The 18,117-nt window shown below is 43.1% G+C and carries 16 protein-coding genes; 8 read left to right on the top strand and 8 right to left on the bottom strand.

Translation table 11 applies throughout. The features are described 5' to 3' along the window. Positions 1 to 39: 39 nt before the first annotated feature. The 5 genes from E2R65_RS18095 to E2R65_RS18075 form a co-directional block, all read right to left on the bottom strand. The gene (locus tag E2R65_RS18095; protein WP_134337902.1) at positions 40 to 1,149 is read right to left on the bottom strand and encodes a DUF3667 domain-containing protein; all 1,110 of its coding nucleotides are present in this window, start codon (positions 1,147 to 1,149) and stop codon (positions 40 to 42) included. A gap of 18 nt (positions 1,150 to 1,167) precedes the next feature. After that, positions 1,168 to 2,427 carry a nucleoside permease gene (locus tag E2R65_RS18090; RefSeq protein WP_134337901.1) on the bottom strand — a complete coding sequence of 420 codons (1,260 nt, stop codon included), beginning with the start codon at positions 2,425 to 2,427 and terminating at the stop codon, positions 1,168 to 1,170. A 153-nt stretch (positions 2,428 to 2,580) separates the two neighbouring features. After that, positions 2,581 to 3,180, bottom strand: coding sequence for a bifunctional nuclease family protein (locus tag E2R65_RS18085; RefSeq protein ID WP_134337900.1), 600 nt, complete (start codon positions 3,178 to 3,180; stop codon positions 2,581 to 2,583). Positions 3,181 to 3,213: 33 nt separating this feature from the next. Further along, positions 3,214 to 4,191, bottom strand: a complete 978-nt coding sequence (locus E2R65_RS18080) for an electron transfer flavoprotein subunit alpha/FixB family protein (RefSeq protein WP_134337899.1) — start codon at positions 4,189 to 4,191, stop codon at positions 3,214 to 3,216. A gap of 28 nt (positions 4,192 to 4,219) precedes the next feature. Beyond that, positions 4,220 to 4,960 carry an electron transfer flavoprotein subunit beta/FixA family protein gene (locus tag E2R65_RS18075; RefSeq protein WP_134337898.1) on the bottom strand — a complete coding sequence of 247 codons (741 nt, stop codon included), beginning with the start codon at positions 4,958 to 4,960 and terminating at the stop codon, positions 4,220 to 4,222. Between the two features lie 78 nt (positions 4,961 to 5,038). Between E2R65_RS18075 and E2R65_RS18070 the strand changes: the two genes are divergently transcribed. After that, complete coding sequence (locus E2R65_RS18070) at positions 5,039 to 5,383, top strand: tetratricopeptide repeat protein (protein ID WP_134337897.1); 345 nt, start codon at positions 5,039 to 5,041, stop codon at positions 5,381 to 5,383. Positions 5,384 to 5,490: 107 nt separating this feature from the next. On the opposite strand, the gene dnaB is transcribed toward E2R65_RS18070, so the two are convergent. Continuing rightward, entirely contained in the window at positions 5,491 to 7,056 is a 1,566-nt protein-coding gene (gene dnaB / locus E2R65_RS18065) for a replicative DNA helicase (protein WP_134337896.1), read from the bottom strand. 292 nt (positions 7,057 to 7,348) lie between these two features. Here dnaB and rlmB point away from each other — a divergent pair, with 292 nt between their 5' ends. The 3 genes from rlmB (at position 7,349) to E2R65_RS18050 (ending at position 10,454) form a co-directional block, all read left to right on the top strand. After that, the gene (gene rlmB, locus E2R65_RS18060) at positions 7,349 to 8,119 is read left to right on the top strand and encodes a 23S rRNA (guanosine(2251)-2'-O)-methyltransferase RlmB (RefSeq protein ID WP_229704611.1); all 771 of its coding nucleotides are present in this window, start codon (positions 7,349 to 7,351) and stop codon (positions 8,117 to 8,119) included. A 175-nt stretch (positions 8,120 to 8,294) separates the two neighbouring features. After that, positions 8,295 to 9,764 (top strand): IMP dehydrogenase, encoded by a 1,470-nt coding sequence (gene guaB / locus E2R65_RS18055; RefSeq protein ID WP_134337895.1) that lies wholly within the window; start codon positions 8,295 to 8,297, stop codon positions 9,762 to 9,764. A 105-nt stretch (positions 9,765 to 9,869) separates the two neighbouring features. Then, complete coding sequence (locus E2R65_RS18050; protein ID WP_134337894.1) at positions 9,870 to 10,454, top strand: LOG family protein; 585 nt, start codon at positions 9,870 to 9,872, stop codon at positions 10,452 to 10,454. Between the two features lie 15 nt (positions 10,455 to 10,469). Here the strand turns inward: E2R65_RS18050 and E2R65_RS18045 are convergent, their stop codons facing one another. Both E2R65_RS18045 and E2R65_RS18040 read right to left on the bottom strand, forming a co-directional pair. Further along, the gene (locus E2R65_RS18045; protein WP_134337893.1) at positions 10,470 to 10,964 is read right to left on the bottom strand and encodes a T6SS effector amidase Tae4 family protein; all 495 of its coding nucleotides are present in this window, start codon (positions 10,962 to 10,964) and stop codon (positions 10,470 to 10,472) included. A gap of 1 nt (position 10,965) precedes the next feature. Continuing rightward, entirely contained in the window at positions 10,966 to 11,427 is a 462-nt protein-coding gene (locus E2R65_RS18040; protein WP_134337892.1) for a hypothetical protein, read from the bottom strand. A 147-nt stretch (positions 11,428 to 11,574) separates the two neighbouring features. On the opposite strand from E2R65_RS18040, the gene E2R65_RS18035 reads away from it, so the two are divergent. From E2R65_RS18035 to E2R65_RS18020, 4 genes are all read left to right on the top strand, one after another. Then, positions 11,575 to 13,203 carry an acyl-CoA carboxylase subunit beta gene (locus tag E2R65_RS18035; RefSeq protein WP_134337891.1) on the top strand — a complete coding sequence of 543 codons (1,629 nt, stop codon included), beginning with the start codon at positions 11,575 to 11,577 and terminating at the stop codon, positions 13,201 to 13,203. Positions 13,204 to 13,378: 175 nt separating this feature from the next. After that, positions 13,379 to 14,554, top strand: coding sequence for a dipeptidase (locus tag E2R65_RS18030; protein WP_134337890.1), 1,176 nt, complete (start codon positions 13,379 to 13,381; stop codon positions 14,552 to 14,554). An 85-nt stretch (positions 14,555 to 14,639) separates the two neighbouring features. Then, positions 14,640 to 15,596, top strand: a complete 957-nt coding sequence (gene trxB, locus E2R65_RS18025) for a thioredoxin-disulfide reductase (RefSeq protein WP_134337889.1) — start codon at positions 14,640 to 14,642, stop codon at positions 15,594 to 15,596. A 198-nt stretch (positions 15,597 to 15,794) separates the two neighbouring features. Then, positions 15,795 to 18,110 carry a family 20 glycosylhydrolase gene (locus tag E2R65_RS18020; protein WP_134337888.1) on the top strand — a complete coding sequence of 772 codons (2,316 nt, stop codon included), beginning with the start codon at positions 15,795 to 15,797 and terminating at the stop codon, positions 18,108 to 18,110. The last annotated feature ends 7 nt before the right edge of the window (positions 18,111 to 18,117 follow it).

The raw sequence follows: 18,117 nt of genomic DNA, 5'->3' as shown, positions 1-18,117 counted from the left end.
TGCCATGTAAATTTGCAGGCCTTGTTGTTTTAATGCGTTTTATACTGATGTTAAAGCTGTTATAACTAATATTATAAATACCGACAGGCCAAACACCATAGAATACATAAACGACACACCAACCATTTTACTAACCGTGCGCCAGCGTGTACGGTTATAAACCAAACGTAAAGACCGGTAGATATACCAAATAATACTAAGGGTTGCTGCGGCCTGTATGATGCTGATCAGGGTTTCCCAGTTATCGGGTATAATTATTTTAACCAGTATGGTAATGGTTAAAAACAAAAATAAAAAACAATGCAGGTGGATAGCATAGATGATGTGCTCTACATAAAGTTTGTGATTTTTCCAGAATGCCACTTTTAATATCAGGGCAAACAGGGGTAAAAGCAAAAACATCACCTTTGGTGCATTATGCTTCAGTCCTTCAAATAAAACCTCTTTAGCATTTTTACCCTGGTTTTTCCAATCAAAGCCTTTTTTTGTAATATATCTCCAAATAAAATTATCCCGTTTAGCTTCGGGTAGCTTTTGCTGGTCGGCAAGATATGCATCATAGTTTTTAAATTTATTTAGCTTATCATCGCCATATACTACAAAACCACCGCCGTCATCATTATCTACCTTCAGTTGGGCCTTATCTTTATTTCTATCATGTTCTATTTCTTTGGCAATTTTATCGGGTATCCAGGCATCTACTTTTTCTGCTAAAACCTTTTTTTGTTCTTTAGTTAAATTTTTGTCTGCATTAATAGCCTTTCCGATATTCTTTTTTACAGTATCTGTAGATGTTGTTTCTTTAGCATGTTCCTGTTTGCCGCTTTTTGCGTTATGATTACTTCCGCTTAAAAAGAACACAAAAAACACCAAACTTATAAAAATATACATTTTAACAGGGTGCAGATATTGCGCACGGCGGCCGGCAAGATATTCAGTGGTAAGATGGCCGGGCTTTAAAAAAAGCGGCCTAAGTGTATGAAAAAACTGATAATCGAAATGGAAGTAATCGCTTACGGCATGGTTGAGCATGTGGCCAAAGCTTTCTTTCATCTCCAGGTTTTCCTGCCCGCAGTTGTGGCAAAATTTACCTGCTAATATAGTCCCGCAATTGAGGCAATCGTTCTCTATACGGTAATGCTTTTTCATGGTTTAGGGTTAGGTGTATTAAGCGTTCTCTATAGCTTGTTTTAACGCAGCATTATGTTTGTACTTAAATATAAAGGGAAACACAATAGCAATAGCCAGGGCGTAGCCTGCAAAGGTTAGCCAGATGCCATGCCAGTTCTTACTATGGTCTGCCAGGGTAAAATATTTATCAATAATGTAACCGCTTGCAAAGCTGCCAAACAAAGCACCAAAACCGTTCACCATCATCATAAACAAACCCTGTGCGCTGCCCCTTATCTCTGGCGTGGTTTGTGTTTCAACAAATAATGAGCCCGAGATGTTAAAGAAATCGAAGGCCATACCATAAACGATGCACGATAATACGATCATCCAAAGGCCGTTGGCAGGGTCGCCAAAGGCAAAAAGGCCAAAACGCAGCACCCAGGCCAGCATGCTAAATAACATTACATATTTGATCCCGAATCTGCGCAGAAAGAAAGGGATAGCCAAAATAAACAAGGTTTCGGATATCTGTGAGATAGACATAATGATAGCCGGGTACCGCACAGGCACCAGGTTTTTATAAGCAGCAACCTTGGCAAAATCGTGAATGTAGGTATCGCCATAGGCATTGGTTAACTGTAAGGCTGCACCCAACAGTAACGAGAATGCGAAGAAGATGGCAAATCTTGGCGTTTTAAAAAGGGCAAATGCATTTAAGCCTAACAGGTTGGTGAATGATTTATTACCCGTGCGCACGGCGAAAGGCCTGCATTTAGGCAGCGTAAAGGCATAAACACCCAAACAAAGGGATACTGCCGATGCGATATAAAATTGATTTGATGAAGTTTCGTTATGTGTTAAGCTTACCGTCCACAAGGCTACAATAAAGCCTATTGTTCCCCATATACGAATAGGCGGGTACTCTTTAACAATATCAATGTTGCTGTTTTTTAATGCAGAATACGCCACGGTAATTGATAAGGATAGGGTAGGCATGTAAAACATCATGTTAAGCAGTAATACCCAAAAAAATGTAACCGGATTTTCTACCAGTGGTAAACAAAATAAAGTTACAGCACCCAGTATGTGCATGATGCCGTATAACTTTTCGGCATTAATAAATCTGTCTGAAATTATACCCGAAATGGCCGGGGTGAAGATAGATGCAATGCCCATGGTTGAAAAAATTGCAGCAAAGTTGGTGGCCGACCATTGTTTATTTTGAAACCAGTATGCACCAATGGTGAGTAGCCAGGCCCCCCATATAAAAAATTGCATAAAATTCATCAGTATTAAGCGAAACTTAATATTCATACAGCACTGGTTTAAACAATTAATAGTTAAAAAATAAAGGCTGAAAATAGTGAAATAAAGCGATATGGGGAAACTGCAAAATCCAGTTCAAAAAAAACGGAATAATTAGCTTATTCCGTTTTTTGTTAAATATTATCTCATGAATTTATCCGGTCAGGATGATTTGCGCTTGTTTAATTCATCTCTGATCTTAGCTGCTTTTTCATAAGCTTCTTCGGCGAGTGCCTGCTGTAACCTGGTTTTTAATTCATCCTCGCTTAAGGATGTAAAACTACCCGCTGCCGATGAATGCGTTTTCTCTTCGGGTGTTTCGTTAATGTTTTCCAGGTAAACAAAATCGTTGCCCTCTATCACAATACCCGCCGTAGAAAGGATAAACTCATAAGTATAGATCGGGCACTCAAACCTTACGGATACGGCAATAGCATCTGAGGTGCGCGCATCTATCTCTACAGTTTTTTTGCCGTCGTAGCAAATCAGTTTGGAGTAAAAGATCCCGTCAACCAGGTTGTAAATAATAACCTCCTGCACGGTAATATTAAATGCCTGCCCCAAACTTTTAAACAAATCGTGGGTTAGTGGGCGGCTTGGCGTCATTTTTTCTATCTCTATGGCTATGGCCTGCGCCTCAAAACTACCTATAATAATAGGCAGCCTGCGCCGGCCGCTTACCTCGCCCAATACCAAAGCATAAGCGCCGGATTGTGTTTGGCTGTAAGATAATCCTACAATATCCAGCTTGATCTTTTTCATGTCATTCCCCATCACGGCGATATATTATATGTTTTAAGCTGATGCTTTGTATTCTTTTACTGCGGCAATTAATTTTGGCAATACTTCAAATGCATCGCCAACAATGCCATAATCTGCTACTTTAAAGAACGGCGCTTCGGCATCTTTGTTTATCACAACAATAACTTTTGATGAACTGATACCGGCCAGGTGCTGTATAGCGCCAGAAATGCCTATAGCAATATATAAATTAGGGCTTACGGCTATTCCCGTTTGGCCAACGTGTTCGCTATGCGGGCGCCATCCGGCGTCAGATACCGGCTTTGAGCAGGCTGTAGCAGCACCTAACAGGTCGGCCAGTTCTTCAACCATTCCCCAGTTCTCGGGCCCTTTTAAGCCACGGCCGGCAGATACCACGATCTCGGCATCCGGCAAAGATACCTTGTCTGTAGAACGAAGGATGTCTTTGATCATTTCTTTAAAATCAGACGCTTTTGCTTCTGTAGTAAAATCTTCTACAGGTGCTTCAGCGCCGCTTTCAACCACTTTATAGGAATTTGGCGTAAGTGCAATAACCTTGTTAACAGAAGTCAGCTCAACCACGGCAAAGGCTTTGCCGGAAAAGGCCGTTTTTTTAACCGTAAACTTGCCGCCATCCTGCACAGGCAGTGCCACTGCGCCATCGGCAACACCGGCTTGCAGTTTAACACCCAAACGGGGGGCAAGGCCGCGGCCACTAAAAGAGTTTGATAGCACCACCACATCTGCACCATTGGCTTTAGCAGCCTCGGCAATAACCGATGCATAAGCCTGGTTCAAAAAATTCTTTAGTTTATCGTTACTTACATTTAAAACTTTTTCGGCACCATATTTACCTAATGCGGCCAGGTCATCTTTGGCAACATCCCCAATAGATATGGCGATAAGGCTGGTGTTATTTTGGGCGGCTATTGCTTTGGCATAGGATACAGCTTCAAAAGTTGATTTTTTGAATTTGCCGTCCGCATTTTCCGCATATATTAAAACTGACATATTATAATGTTAATCGTTAAAACCTTAATTATATAACTTTTGCCTCGGTATGCAACAGGTTAACCAGTTTAGCGGTATCATCTGCCGAAATCAAATTTACCTGTCCGCGCGGGGCAGGGGTTTCATAACTGATGATCTCTGATAAAGTTTCCACTTCAACCGGTTCAACCACATTTAATGGTTTGGTACGCGCACCCATAATACCGCGCATATTGGGTATTTTAGGCTCGGCCACACCCTCGGCACAACCGGCCACAAATGGGAATGGGACAGTCAGTACTTCTTTACCACCTTCTATCTCCCGCTCAACAGTAGCTTCAGTTTCGGTAGCATCCAGTTTTTTAATGATGGATACCGACGGAATATCAAGCAATTCGCCCAGCATGCCGGCAACTTTAGAGCCATTGTAATCGATCGATTCGCGGCCGGTCAGGATCAGGTCAAACGGGTTTGCCTTGGCATATTCAGCAATCTGATAAGCCACATACCAGGCATCGTGTGCTTTGGCATTGATACGCACGGCATCGGTGGCACCAATAGCCAGCGCCTTACGGATGGTGGCTTCGGTATTGGCTTCGCCAACATTAATAACGGTTACGCTGCCCTTGCCGCCATCTGTTAGTTCGATAGCGCGTGCCAGGGCTATTTCATCATAAGGGTTTAAAATGAACTGTACACCGTTTGTATTAAATTGGGTGTTGTTATCTGTAAAAGTTATTTTTGTAGTGGTATCCGGAACATTGCTGATACCTACCAGTATTTTACTCATTATAATTGGTTTATGTTTTTACAGGTATTTGTAATTTAAAGGACACCACAAATTTAGTTAAAAAAGAGAGAGTTTAAAATGGATACAAGCAGATTAGATAAGCTGTTGGCGTTTTTACAGAACGAGCCCGAAGATGAGTTTTTAAAATATGCGCTGGCTACTGAATACCTGCGACTTAACGATACAGATAAAGCGTTGAGCTATTATGAGGACCTGGTAAATAACCACCCGGGTTACACCGGTACTTATTATCACCTGGGTAAATTATATGAAGCCCTTAACCGTAAAGACGACGCAATTACCACCTACGAAAAGGGCATGGAAATAACCAAAAGCAAGCGCGATATGCACGCTTTTAGCGAATTGCAGTCTGTTTACCGCTCTGCCAAAGGCTTTGAGGAAGATGATGACGAGGATTATTAGGAGAGCATTAAGATAGTAAGAATCAACAGTCAGGACAGATAAGATAAAGGCCGTTTAAATGAAACGGCTTTTATCTTTGTTCTTAGGGTCTTAATATCCTGTGTCTTTTAAAAAGGCGGCTCATCATCTATATCATCCATTCTGGATGGGCGGATAATGAAGTTGCTTGGCTTACTGTCAAAATCTTGTGAGGGGCTTAGGCCGGCAAATGCATTTGCTGCACCGGGCGCACCAAAGCTGTCCATCCCCTGGTCAAGATCCTGGAATTTTACATATTTACCTACGAATTTTAATCTTACGCGGCCGGTTTCGCCGTTACGGTGTTTGGCGATGATCACCTCACCAACGCCCTGGGTAGGGTTATTATCCTCATCCACATCTAAACCGTAGTATTCTGGTCTGTAAAGGAACAATACCATATCCGCATCCTGCTCGATAGAGCCCGATTCACGAAGATCTGATAGCATTGGCCTTTTAGAGCCACCCGGCCTGTTCTCTACCGCACGGCTTAACTGCGATAGTGCAATAACAGGTACGTTCAACTCTTTAGCTACCGTTTTAAGGGCACGGGAAATACTGCCAATTTCCTGTTCGCGGTTACCACCGCCTTTACCATCGGCCTTGCCCTGCATCAGCTGCAGGTAATCGATAATGATCAGCTGGATATCATGCTGCGATTTTAATCGGCGGCATTTGGCACGGAATTCAAATATATTCAGCGAAGGTGTATCGTCTATAATTAAAGGGGCAGCTTCTAAACGGCCAATCTTAGAGTGGATCTGCTGCCATTCCCATTCTTCTAAAGTGCCTTTACGGATCTTTTCCTGCTCTATTTCAGTTTCGCCGGATATTAAACGGTTAACCAACTGTACAGACGACATCTCCAGCGAGAATACCACAACCGGTTTATCAAAATCAACTGCGGCATTACGGGCGCAGCTTAATACAAAGGCCGTTTTACCCATGGCGGGGCGGGCAGCTATAATTACCAGATCTGATTTTTGCCAGCCCGAGGTCATCCGGTCCAGATCGGTAAAACCGGATGCAACACCCGTTAAGCCGTCTTTTTTATCTTTCAGCGCCTCAATATCTTTTAAAGCCTCGTGCACCAGGTCATCCATCTTACGCGAATCACGGCGGAGGTTGTTCTGGGCTATCTCAAACAGGTTTTTTTCAGCCTTATCCAGCATTTCCAGTACGTCGCTGGTATCTTCATAAGCAGAGTTGATCACATCGGTCGAGATCCGTATAAGTTCGCGCTGAATAAACTTTTGGATAATGATACGCGAGTGATACTCAATGTTGGCCGCAGATGCTACGCGGTTGGTTAGCTCTGTTATATAGTATGCGCCGCCTATCATTTCCAGCTCGCCCTGCTGGCGTAGCTGTGCGGTAACAGTAAGAATATCTACAGGAGATGTTTTCTCGAAAAGGATGCGTATGGCATCAAATATTTTTTGGTGCTTAACCTCGTAAAAAACCTCGGGTTTCAATACATCAATAACAGATGACAGGGCATCTTTTTCCAGCATCAGCGCACCAAGTACGGCCTCCTCAAGGTCTAAAGCCTGGGGCTGTAACTTACCATTCCCAAGGTAAGATTGTGGGTTAGTGATCCGGCTTCTCCGGTCGGTGTTTTGCTTGTAATTAGGGGAATCGTTCTCAAAATTCATGACGAACAAAAATATATAAAATATGTTTCCTAATATTTTGCGGCAGGTTGATAACTGTTTTTAACCAGTTAAAGTGATGATAGACATTAAGATAATTTTTTATATCTATTAACACTCTAATGTTAATAACGTAAATGAAATTCTTGTGTTGTATTGATTATTAATAAGTTGAAGTATTTGTGTATAATTTTTAGAATTGTTAACTAAAATAAAAAGTCTAAAGTTCGATGTAGTTCAATAACCGCAAAATGAGTTAATATAGCTACTTTTGGCGAAAATAACTTTAGTTGAAATGGCATATAATTCTAAACCACCGCCACGCGAAGGCAACCAGATGGTTTTTGGTATCAGAGCAGTAATTGAGGCAATACTGGCCGGTAAAGAAATTGAGGCTTTATACCTGCAGCGCGGTTTGGGCGGGCAGTTACTTAACGAACTGAAGGAGGTTTTGAACGAATACCATATTACAGCGCAGCAAGTACCGGTAGAAAAGTTAAACCGCATCACCATGAAAAATCATCAGGGTGCCATTGCGTTTATTTCGCCTATTATCTATCAAAAAATAGAGAACATTATTCCCGAGGTTTTTGAACGGGGCGAAGTGCCCCTGATATTAGTGCTGGATAATATTACCGATGTACGCAACATGGGCGCCATAGCCCGCACGGCAGAATGCGCCGGAGTGCATGCTATTGTTATTCCGGCAAAAGGTTCGGCACAGATAAACCCGGATGCCATAAAAACATCGGCAGGGGCCTTATATAAAATACCGGTTTGCCGCCATGATAACTTTATGCAAACCGTTAAGTTTTTGCAGGAATCGGGCCTGCAACTGGTTTGCTGTACCGAAAAAACCAACGACTATATTTATAAACCGGATTATACCGCGCCAACGGCCATCATTATGGGTTCTGAAGAAGATGGTATCCGCAACGAGATCATCCGCATCAGCGACCATCTGGCCAAGATCCCGATGTTTGGTGAAATAGAATCGCTTAACGTATCGGTATCAACCGCGGTTATTTTATATGAAGCTATAAGGCAACGCGAAGTGTTAAAATAGGTTTGCAGAAAATCAGATGTAAGGGCGGATCGCACACTTACATCTGATAGCTGTAGATATTTCTTCGTAATGTAAAATTAGTGGGCCTGGCGTTCTATTCTTAAATCTGTTTCGCAAGTTCCATAAATTTTGTTAGCTTTGCCCGGCAAATAATAACTCCAAATAATTATTTGCTATGCAGTTAGACCCATCCAAATTTGTCGCCGAAGGATTAACTTATGACGACGTACTGTTACTCCCCGCATATTCAGAAGTATTACCCCGCGAAGTTAACACGAGTACTTTTTTAACCAAAAAGATCCGTTTAAACATCCCGATCATATCGGCCGCTATGGATACCGTAACCGAAGCCGGTTTGGCTATTGCCATTGCCCAGGCAGGTGGTATTGGCATGCTGCATAAAAACATGACCATACAGCAACAGGCTGATGAGGTGCGTAAAGTAAAACGTTCTGAAAGTGGCATGATCCAGGAGCCAATTACCTTATCTGAGGCCGCCTTACTATCTGATGCGGTAAATATCATGCGCGAATATAGCATTGGCGGTATCCCTGTAATAGATGCCGAAGGCAAATTAAAAGGCATTATAACTAACCGCGATCTGCGTTTTCAAAAGGATCTTACGGTACCGGTGAGCGAAGTGATGACCAAAACTAACCTGATCGTAGCGCCAGAAGGCACAACTTTACAGGACGCCGCTGCCATACTGCAAGATAATAAAATTGAGAAACTACCTGTTGTTAATAAGGATGGTAAACTGGTAGGGCTCATCACTTATAAAGATATTCAAAAGGTTAAAAACTTCCCTAATGCATGCAAGGATGAGTTTGGCCGCTTACGGGTAGGCGCAGCAGTAGGGGTTGCCGCTGATAATATTGACCGCGTTACCGCCCTGGTTAAAGCAGGAGTGGATGTGGTTACGGTTGACACCGCCCACGGCCACTCTAAAGGGGTTATAGATATGGTTAAAGCCGTTAAAGCCCTTTACCCTGATCTGCAGGTTATAGCGGGTAATATTGCTACAGCCGATGCTGCTATTGCTTTGGCAGATGCCGGCGCCGATGCTGTTAAGGTAGGTATAGGCCCGGGGTCTATCTGTACCACACGTATCATAGCCGGTGTGGGTGTACCGCAATTATATGCCGTTTATGAATGCGCTAAAGCCCTGGAAGGCCGTGGCATACCGGTTATTGCAGATGGTGGCATTAAACAAACAGGCGATATGGTTAAGGCTATAGCGGCAGGTGCAAGCACCATCATGGCGGGGTCGTTATTTGCAGGGGTAGAAGAATCACCCGGCGAAACGATCATATACGAAGGCCGTAAGTTTAAATCATACCGGGGTATGGGCTCTATAGAAGCTATGGCCAAAGGTTCAAAAGACCGTTACTTTCAGGACGAGACAGATGTGGTAACCAAATTGGTACCCGAGGGCATTGTTGGCCGTGTACCATTCAAAGGTAATATGGCCGAGGTGATCTATCAATATATTGGCGGCTTACGTGCAGGTATGCATTACTGTGGTGCTGCTACGATAGAAGACCTGCAAAAAGCAAAGTTTGTACGCATCACTGCTGCCGGTATGCGCGAAAGCCACCCGCACGATATTACCATTACTAAAGAAGCACCGAATTATACACGATAGTGATTAAAGACTGGAGGTTAGAGATTAGGATGAAGTTCTAAATTCTAACCTCTAAATCCTAAAAACAGGCATTCCTGATTTCTAATTAACTCATCTCTTACCTCTATGCGTAGCATTTGCGTATTCTGCGGTGCCAATTTTAACGGCGACCCTGTTTTAAAACAAACTGTTGAATTACTGGCTGATGTGATGGTTGTTAAAAACATCAGTTTGGTTTACGGTGGCGGCAATGTTGGCGTAATGGGTTTACTGGCTGATGCGGTACTAAGCAGGGGCGGAGAGGTGATCGGTGTTATTCCGCAGTTTTTGATGGATAAGGAAGTTGGGCACAAGGGTATTACCAAGTTGCATATTGTTGATAATATGCACCAGCGCAAACAAATGATGAATGACCTTTGCGATGGCATTATTATGCTGCCCGGTGGCTTTGGCACGCTCGAAGAATTTTTTGAAGTACTTACCTGGCTACAGTTAGGTTTGCATAACCACCCTGTGGGTATTTTAAACATCAATGGTTTTTATGATGCCTTGCTCACACAAATGGATGTAATGGTACAGCAGCGTTACCTGAAACCTGCCAACCGCGAACTGGTATTAACGTCTACCGACCCCATACAACTGGTTAATCAGATGGAAAATATTGACATAAAACCCGATGAAGTTTGGTTTAGAGACAGAAACCTGACTTAACAGAATAATCAACGGTTAACATTTCCAAAATGCTATGGAAGTAGTTTGTTTCATGGCGAAATAGTTATGATCGCCACAATACACACAAGATGATCCGTTCCAAAAGGTAAAATGACCGGTTGCATCGCTCCAGCCACTTACTTCAAAACGAATTATACCAGATACACCATTGATCTTTTTAAGATCAAACTCACCGTTTTTCCTGGTTAACGATACCGTAGGGTCATGATAATGATGCCTCAAATACTTGTCGAACTCCTTTACCCTGATGGCATAATTAAGTTTATCTCCACCCAAAAATGTTACCATGCCGGGGTATGCTTTAGGTATGTCAAACAATTTGCCGCTGTTAGCATAGTTAAATGCGCGGCTCATTCTTATAACGCAGGTATTACTAAAACTTGGGGAATGGCTTTCAATCTCACCTTTTATTAATTCCCTAACCTGAAAAGAGCTGTAAGCGCTGTCAGGATAGTTCTTTATCAAACTTTCATAAGTAGGTAATATCATGTTATTTAAGGTTTAGCAAGTAATTTTTAAGATCGTTATCAAAAGCAAATTCAACATTAGGCTCTGTACGGCTCCAATGCACACCTTCGTTGTAAAGTTTCTTATCTTGTTTATTAGAGGTAAGAAACATAATCAGCTCCTTTCCTATAAACTCTTTGTAATCACCCTCTTCTAAAAAGGCTTCATACTTAATATGAGGTTGTTTTTCTGTTTTACCCTTGTAAACTTCAATTAAACGGGCATCTATAACGTAAATCTCCTGATGCTTTACTGCGCCGGTAACCTTAATCCTGGCAACAAGGTCAGATTTAGCGTACAGGCTTTGTACGTATGCTTCATTGAATTTTACAGAATTGGTTTTAACTGCAACGGTATCCGGTGATTTGGCTACCGGGGTTTTTGTGGGGTTTGAGCAAGCACTTAAAAACAAAGTTGTGATAAGAACTATCGATCGTATCTGCATAATAAACTTTTATTTTATAACGCCGTAATTAACTAATAGTTTTATTTAACCTTTAGTTATTATTATGCATGCATAATAAATTAGCTGTTGATAGGGGATTTTATGATTTATTTACTTAAAATTACATAACCTATTATAAACACGTACATGGATCTGGAATTCAATAAGAATGAGGATGTTAACAAACAGTTAGTTTACGAATTTAACACCAGGCTTAAAAAAATATTTCTGGGTGGTGGCGATAAGGCTGCTGCCAAACAAAAAGAAAAAGGCAAAATGCTTGCCCGCGAGCGTATTGCTTACCTGATAGACGATGATAAGCCCTGGCTGGAAGTTGGCGCCTTTACGGCTGATGGTATGTACGCAGAACATGGCGGCTGCCCAAGCGGTGGCGTGGTTTGCGGTATTGGTTATATAAGCGGCAGGCAATGTGTAATTGTAGCTAATGATGCCACCGTAAAAGCCGGTGCCTGGTTCCCTATAACTGCCAGGAAAAACCTGCGCGCACAAGAGATTGCGATGGAGAACCGCCTGCCTATTATTTACCTGGTAGACTCTGCCGGAGTGTATTTGCCTCTACAGGATGAGATCTTCCCGGATAAAGAACATTTTGGGCGCATTTTTAGGAATAACGCACAAATGAGCAGCATGGGTATTATCCAGATCGCTGCTATTATGGGTTCGTGCGTGGCCGGTGGTGCTTATTTACCTATCATGAGTGATGAAGCCATGATTGTAGAAGGTACAGGTTCGGTATTTCTTGCAGGTTCGTATCTGGTAAAATCCGCCATAGGCGAAGATGTGGATAACGAAACCCTTGGCGGTGCAACTACCCAATGCGAGATATCCGGTGTTACCGATTACAAGCACCCTAATGATAAGGCCTGCCTGGATGCTATCCGTAACATCATGAGTAAGGTGGGCGATTATAACAAGGCCGGTTTCGACCGTATCAAACCATCAGCACCAAAACTTAACGAGAAAGAAATTTACGGTATCCTGCCGGATACGCGGGATAAAGCCTATGACATGTACGAGATCATCAAACGACTGGTAGATGATTCGGAGCTGGAGGAATACAAGGCAGGGTACGGGCAATCTATCATATGTGGGCTTGCCCGTATAGATGGCTGGGCTGTTGGCATTGTGGCTAACCAGCGCAAGGTAATCAAATCAAAAAAAGGCGAGATGCAGTTTGGCGGGGTCATTTATTCCGATTCGGCCGATAAGGCAACCCGCTTTATCATGAATTGTAATCAAAAGAAGATTCCACTGGTTTTCTTGCAGGATGTTACCGGTTTTATGGTAGGCAGCCGCAGCGAACACGGCGGTATCATCAAAGATGGTGCTAAAATGGTGAATGCGGTTTCCAACTCTGTTGTGCCCAAATTTACCATAGTAGTGGGTAACTCTTACGGCGCCGGTAACTATGCAATGTGTGGCAAAGCTTACGACCCCAGGTTGATATACGCCTGGCCATCTGCAAAAATTGCCGTAATGGGTGGTGCACAGGCAGCCAAAGTTTTGGTACAAATGCAGGCGGCAGGTTTAAAAGCAAAAGGCGAAGAAGTAGACGAGGTAAAAGAAGCCGAACTGCTTAAACAAACTACCGACAGGTACAACGCACAAACCACGCCGTACTATGCCGCAGCCAGGCTTTGGGTAGATGGCATCATAGACCCATTAGAAACCCGTAAAGTGATCTCTATGGGGATAGAGGCGGCTAACCATGCACCTATAGAAAAGCAATTTAACGTAGGCATCATACAGACGTAGGGGGATAATGAGCGGTGAACATAGGTGGACTTTGTTTTCTACCCACCACTTCATTGCGAGGTACGAAGCAATCTCTTTAGGATAGTTATACACTATGCGTGATAGATTTGCTTAAAAAGATTGCCACGCTATCGCTCGTAATGATGTGTTTTTAAAACTTTTCTTATCTTCCCAAATGAAAAAACTTCTACTGCCACTATTTCTTTTTTCAACCCTTGCCGCTTCCGCACAAAACGTTAAGCAAATTCATCAGCGTGCAATTTTAATAGATACCCACAACGATGCCTTATCTAACCAACTCATCACCAAAGTTGACTTGGGTAAAAGGCAAACCGAAGGTAATTTTGATTTGCCACGTGCCAGGCAAGGCGGGCTTGATGTACAGGTTTTTTCGGTTTGGTGTGGCGACCAATACGGCAATGGCAACGCTTATGCCTACGCTAACCGCGAGATAGATTCTTTATACGCGCTCATTAAACGTTACCCTGCTAAAATACAATTAGTGCGTACGGCAGCAGATCTGCGAAAAACCGTAACACAAAAAAAACTGGCAGCCATGATAGGTGTTGAGGGCGGCCATATGATAGAGGACAGGCTGGATTATATAGATAGCCTGGCTAAACGCGGCATGAGTTACCTTACTTTAACCTGGAACAACAGCACCAGCTGGGCAACATCTGCCCGCGACGAAACCTTGCACAGCGATTCTTTACCGCACAAAGGGCTTACAGATTTGGGTAAGCAGGTAGTACAGCGCCTCAACAAACTTGGCGTAATGATCGACCTGTCGCACCCCGGCGAACAAACCTTTAAAGATGTAATGGCATTGACCACCAAGCCGGTTATCGCATCGCATAGCTGCGTTTATGCCTTAAACCCGCACCGCCGTAATCTTAAAGATTACCAGTTAAAAGCCATTGCTAAAAATGAGGGTGTGGTATTCCTTAACTTTTATAGCGGCTTTATAGATAGTACGTATAACAACAGGCACGAAGCTTACCTGGCCCGCCATAAGCCGGAAATGGATTCGCTCATCAAGGTATATAACGACTATGATCTGGCCAGTATCCGCCTGAATGCCATCAACAAAACAGAAGCCGACCAGTTTCGCCCGCCATTAAGTATGCTCATCAAACATATCGATTATATGGTGAAGATGATAGGTGCCGACCATGTGGGTATCGGCTCTGATTTTGACGGTGCCGAATCATATCCCTTAGGTTTGGATAGCGTACTTGATTATCCTAAAATTACTGCCGAACTGCTCAAGCTAAATTATAGCGAAAAGGATATTGATAAAATTTTAGGTGGCAATTTTATAAGGGTTTTAAAGGCTAATGTTGGTAAATAGTCATTAAGGTATGGCAGTGTGTTGACTATTACCTATTGGCATAATGATGTATTAATAGTAAATTCGCGTCATATAACAGATACAAATGTCACAAGATATCGAACACGTTAAATGTTTAATTATAGGTTCTGGCCCGGCGGGATATACCGCAGCAATATATGCTTCACGCGCCGATCTGCACCCGGTAATGTACACAGGGATGCTGGCCGGCGGGCAGCTTACCCAAACTACAGATGTAGAAAATTTCCCGGGTTACCCGGAGGGGATCATGGGGCCGGAGATGATGGAAGATTTTCGTAAACAGGCCGAGCGCCTGGGTACCGATATTCGTTTTGGCTATGTAAGTTCGGTTGATTTTAGTTCGTTGCCCCACAAAGTAACGGTTGACGAAAGCAAAACTATCCTGGCAGATACAGTGATCATTTCTACCGGTGCATCAGCAAAATGGTTAGGTTTGAAATCCGAGCAAAAATACAGCGGTTTTGGGGTTTCTGCCTGTGCCGTTTGCGACGGATTTTTCTTTAAAGGGCAGGATGTAGCTATAGTAGGCGCCGGTGATACTGCTGCCGAAGAAGCGACCTACCTGGCTAAACTGGCCCGAAAGGTTTACATGATTGTTCGCCGCGATGAGTTCCGCGCTTCTAAAGCAATGGTACACCGCGTGCTAAACACCCCTAATATCGAGATCTTATATAATACTGATACTAAAGAAATTTTAGGCGACGGGCAAAGTGTTAATGCGGTTAAGGTATGTAATAACGTAACTAACGAAGACCGCGTGCTGGATGTTACCGGTTTCTTTGTAGCTATCGGCCACAAGCCCAATACAGATATCTTCCGTGGAACGATCAATATGGATGAGACGGGTTACATCATCACTCGTCCCGGTTCTACAGAAACAAATATAGAGGGCGTGTTTTGCTGCGGTGACGCACAAGATCATATCTATCGCCAGGCGGTAACTGCTGCGGGCACAGGTTGTATGGCTGCTATAGATGCCGAGCGCTATTTGGCTGCTAAAGAGCACGTTGTTACTGCGTAATTGTCTTTTGTGATTTGAGGCCAGTTAATTAGAAATTAGTTTTTTTATTTATTCTTAGCAATTGGTTTAGAGTACTAATCTGTAATCTTTGATCACTAATCTCTATAAAAGTAAAAGGCCAATTCTTGTAAAGAATTGGCCTTTTACTTTTATAATGCTAAATTACGGCCTCGTTATTTACCTGATTTTGTTTTTGCTATGTATTTAAGGATAACTGCGGTATTACTCATCGTTTTAATAACCACCTCGGTGATGGCCCAGGTGGAGGGTACCGGCCCTTATGCTGGTATTATTCCTGCCCCTGTATCTGTAAAAAAATCAGCCGGCGAGTTTATTTTAAGCCAGGAAACCGTTATACAGGCCGATACCACCAATAACAAGGCTGTACAATTCTTCTCGGCTTTTTTATCCAATAATATGGCCTATAACAAACAGGTAGGCTTAAGAAACGCCCGTGTAAGCACTACTACCATATATTTAACATCAGCAGGTGCAGAAAATCTGCCTGCAGAAGGTTATCGCCTTACCATTACGCCGCAGCAAATTACAGTTGCAGGTAAAGGCGCAGGTTTATTTTACGGCATTCAAACTTTGATACAATTAATGCCGCTTGAAAGGGCCGCAACAGCAAAATTACCTGCGTTGGTTATTGAAGATTACCCGCGTTTTGGTTACAGGGGGATGATGCTGGATGTTTGCCGCCACTTTTTTTCGGTAGAGTTTGTTAAGCGTTACATCGACCTGATGGCTGCTTACAAATTAAACACCTTTCACTGGCACCTGACTGATGACCAGGGCTGGCGCATCGAGATCAAAAAATACCCAAGGCTTACTTCAATAGGCAGCACACGTAAGGAAAGTGTTATCGGTAATTTTAAAGACCGTACACCGCTGCAATACGATGGTGTACCAGTATCGGGTTACTACACACAAGACCAGATTCGCGAGGTGATCAAATATGCTGCAGACCGCTATATTACGATAGTGCCAGAAATTGAAATGCCCGGACATGCCTTAGCTGCTTTATCTGCCTATCCGGAATTAAGCTGCGACCCAAGCCAAACCTATGAGGTATCCGGTAAATGGGGGGTGTTCAACAATATCTTTTGTCCCTCAGAAAAAACGTTTAGCTTTTTGCAGGATGTTTTAACGGAGGTAATAGATCTTTTTCCGGGCAAGTATATTCATATCGGTGGGGATGAAGCCCCAAAAGAAGTATGGAAACAGTCTGCATTTTGCCAGGCGCTGATCAAACGCTTAAAGCTAAAAAACGAGCATGGCCTGCAAAGCTATTTTGTACAGCGTATAGAAAAATTTGTGAACAGCAAGGGGCGTAGTATTATTGGTTGGGACGAGATACTGGAAGGCGGCCTTGCACCAAATGCTACCGTAATGAGCTGGCGTGGCGAAGAGGGCGGCATACAAGCAGCCAAACAAAACCACGATGTGATTATGACGCCAAGCAGCCAGGCTTTATATTTTGACCATACGCAGGGTAAATTAAACCAGGAACCGGTAGGTATTGGCGGTAATGCACCCATACAAAAAACTTATGCTTATAACCCAACGCCTGCAGCTTTAACGCCCGAACAGCAAAAACATATTATAGGGGTACAAGCCAACCTGTGGACAGAATATATCACTACCGAGAACAAAGTGGAGTACATGATACTGCCCCGTATGCTGGCCTTATCTGAAGTAGCATGGACACCGGTTGCGAACAAAAACTATAAAGATTTTGCAGAAACCCGCCTGCCGGAACATTTGGCCTGGTTTGACGAAAACGGCTACAACTACCGTGTACCGCAAGCCATCGGCGCAACAGATACTACCATGATAGGCAGCAGCATGACGGTTAACCTTAAATCGCCGGTAAAGGGGGCGAAGATCTATTACACCATAGATGGTTACACCCCGCGCGAAACCGAATTATTGTACACTAAACCCGTAACTTACCAAATTCCGCTAAATGAGTACCGCGATCTTAAAACCATTGTGGTAACCCCATCCGGCAAGCGAAGCATTATCACTGCTGCTAAAGTATTTAATAAGGCGCCGTTAGCCCCCGTACAATTTACAGGCAATACGCCCGGTTTAAAATACCAGGTATCGGCAGGTACTTATATTAATACTACACAGGTAAACCCGGCAGCAGTTATTGATACAGGTGTGGCAAAAAGCTTTAGTACGGCGTTAAGTGCGTTTAAAAAAGCGTTTAATAAATATGGTGTGGTGTTTAACGGTTATTTAAGGGCCGATGTTGATGGCAATTACGGCTTTTCTACCGCATCGTCAAATGGTTCGGTGTTATTGATTGATGATGTACCGATTGTAGATAACGATGGCAGAACCGGCTCGGTAGAGCAACAGGGTGTTGTACCTTTATTAAAGGGATATCATAAGATCACTATAAAATATGTTGATGCCAATTCATCAGGCAGCGGCCTGCGTGTTTACATGACCATACCGGGTAAACCCAAAGGAGAAGTATCGCCAGACATGATGTTTAATTAACTATTCA

It is taken from the genome of Mucilaginibacter phyllosphaerae (assembly GCF_004378255.1).
Taxonomy (GTDB): Bacteria; Bacteroidota; Bacteroidia; order Sphingobacteriales; family Sphingobacteriaceae; genus Mucilaginibacter; species Mucilaginibacter phyllosphaerae.
This window is presented reverse-complemented; position numbering and strand designations above follow the sequence as displayed.

Coding starts and splice junctions, on each gene's coding strand:
- E2R65_RS18095 (WP_134337902.1), bottom strand. CDS start 1,149: ATGAAAAAGCATTACCGTATAGAGAACGATTGCCTCAATTGCGGGACT.
- E2R65_RS18090 (WP_134337901.1), bottom strand. CDS start 2,427: ATGAATATTAAGTTTCGCTTAATACTGATGAATTTTATGCAATTTTTT.
- E2R65_RS18085 (WP_134337900.1), bottom strand. CDS start 3,180: ATGAAAAAGATCAAGCTGGATATTGTAGGATTATCTTACAGCCAAACA.
- E2R65_RS18080 (WP_134337899.1), bottom strand. CDS start 4,191: ATGTCAGTTTTAATATATGCGGAAAATGCGGACGGCAAATTCAAAAAA.
- E2R65_RS18075 (WP_134337898.1), bottom strand. CDS start 4,960: ATGAGTAAAATACTGGTAGGTATCAGCAATGTTCCGGATACCACTACA.
- E2R65_RS18070 (WP_134337897.1), top strand. CDS start 5,039: ATGGATACAAGCAGATTAGATAAGCTGTTGGCGTTTTTACAGAACGAG.
- dnaB (WP_134337896.1), bottom strand. CDS start 7,056: ATGAATTTTGAGAACGATTCCCCTAATTACAAGCAAAACACCGACCGG.
- rlmB (WP_229704611.1), top strand. CDS start 7,349: ATGGCATATAATTCTAAACCACCGCCACGCGAAGGCAACCAGATGGTT.
- guaB (WP_134337895.1), top strand. CDS start 8,295: ATGCAGTTAGACCCATCCAAATTTGTCGCCGAAGGATTAACTTATGAC.
- E2R65_RS18050 (WP_134337894.1), top strand. CDS start 9,870: ATGCGTAGCATTTGCGTATTCTGCGGTGCCAATTTTAACGGCGACCCT.
- E2R65_RS18045 (WP_134337893.1), bottom strand. CDS start 10,964: ATGATATTACCTACTTATGAAAGTTTGATAAAGAACTATCCTGACAGC.
- E2R65_RS18040 (WP_134337892.1), bottom strand. CDS start 11,427: ATGCAGATACGATCGATAGTTCTTATCACAACTTTGTTTTTAAGTGCT.
- E2R65_RS18035 (WP_134337891.1), top strand. CDS start 11,575: ATGGATCTGGAATTCAATAAGAATGAGGATGTTAACAAACAGTTAGTT.
- E2R65_RS18030 (WP_134337890.1), top strand. CDS start 13,379: ATGAAAAAACTTCTACTGCCACTATTTCTTTTTTCAACCCTTGCCGCT.
- trxB (WP_134337889.1), top strand. CDS start 14,640: ATGTCACAAGATATCGAACACGTTAAATGTTTAATTATAGGTTCTGGC.
- E2R65_RS18020 (WP_134337888.1), top strand. CDS start 15,795: ATGTATTTAAGGATAACTGCGGTATTACTCATCGTTTTAATAACCACC.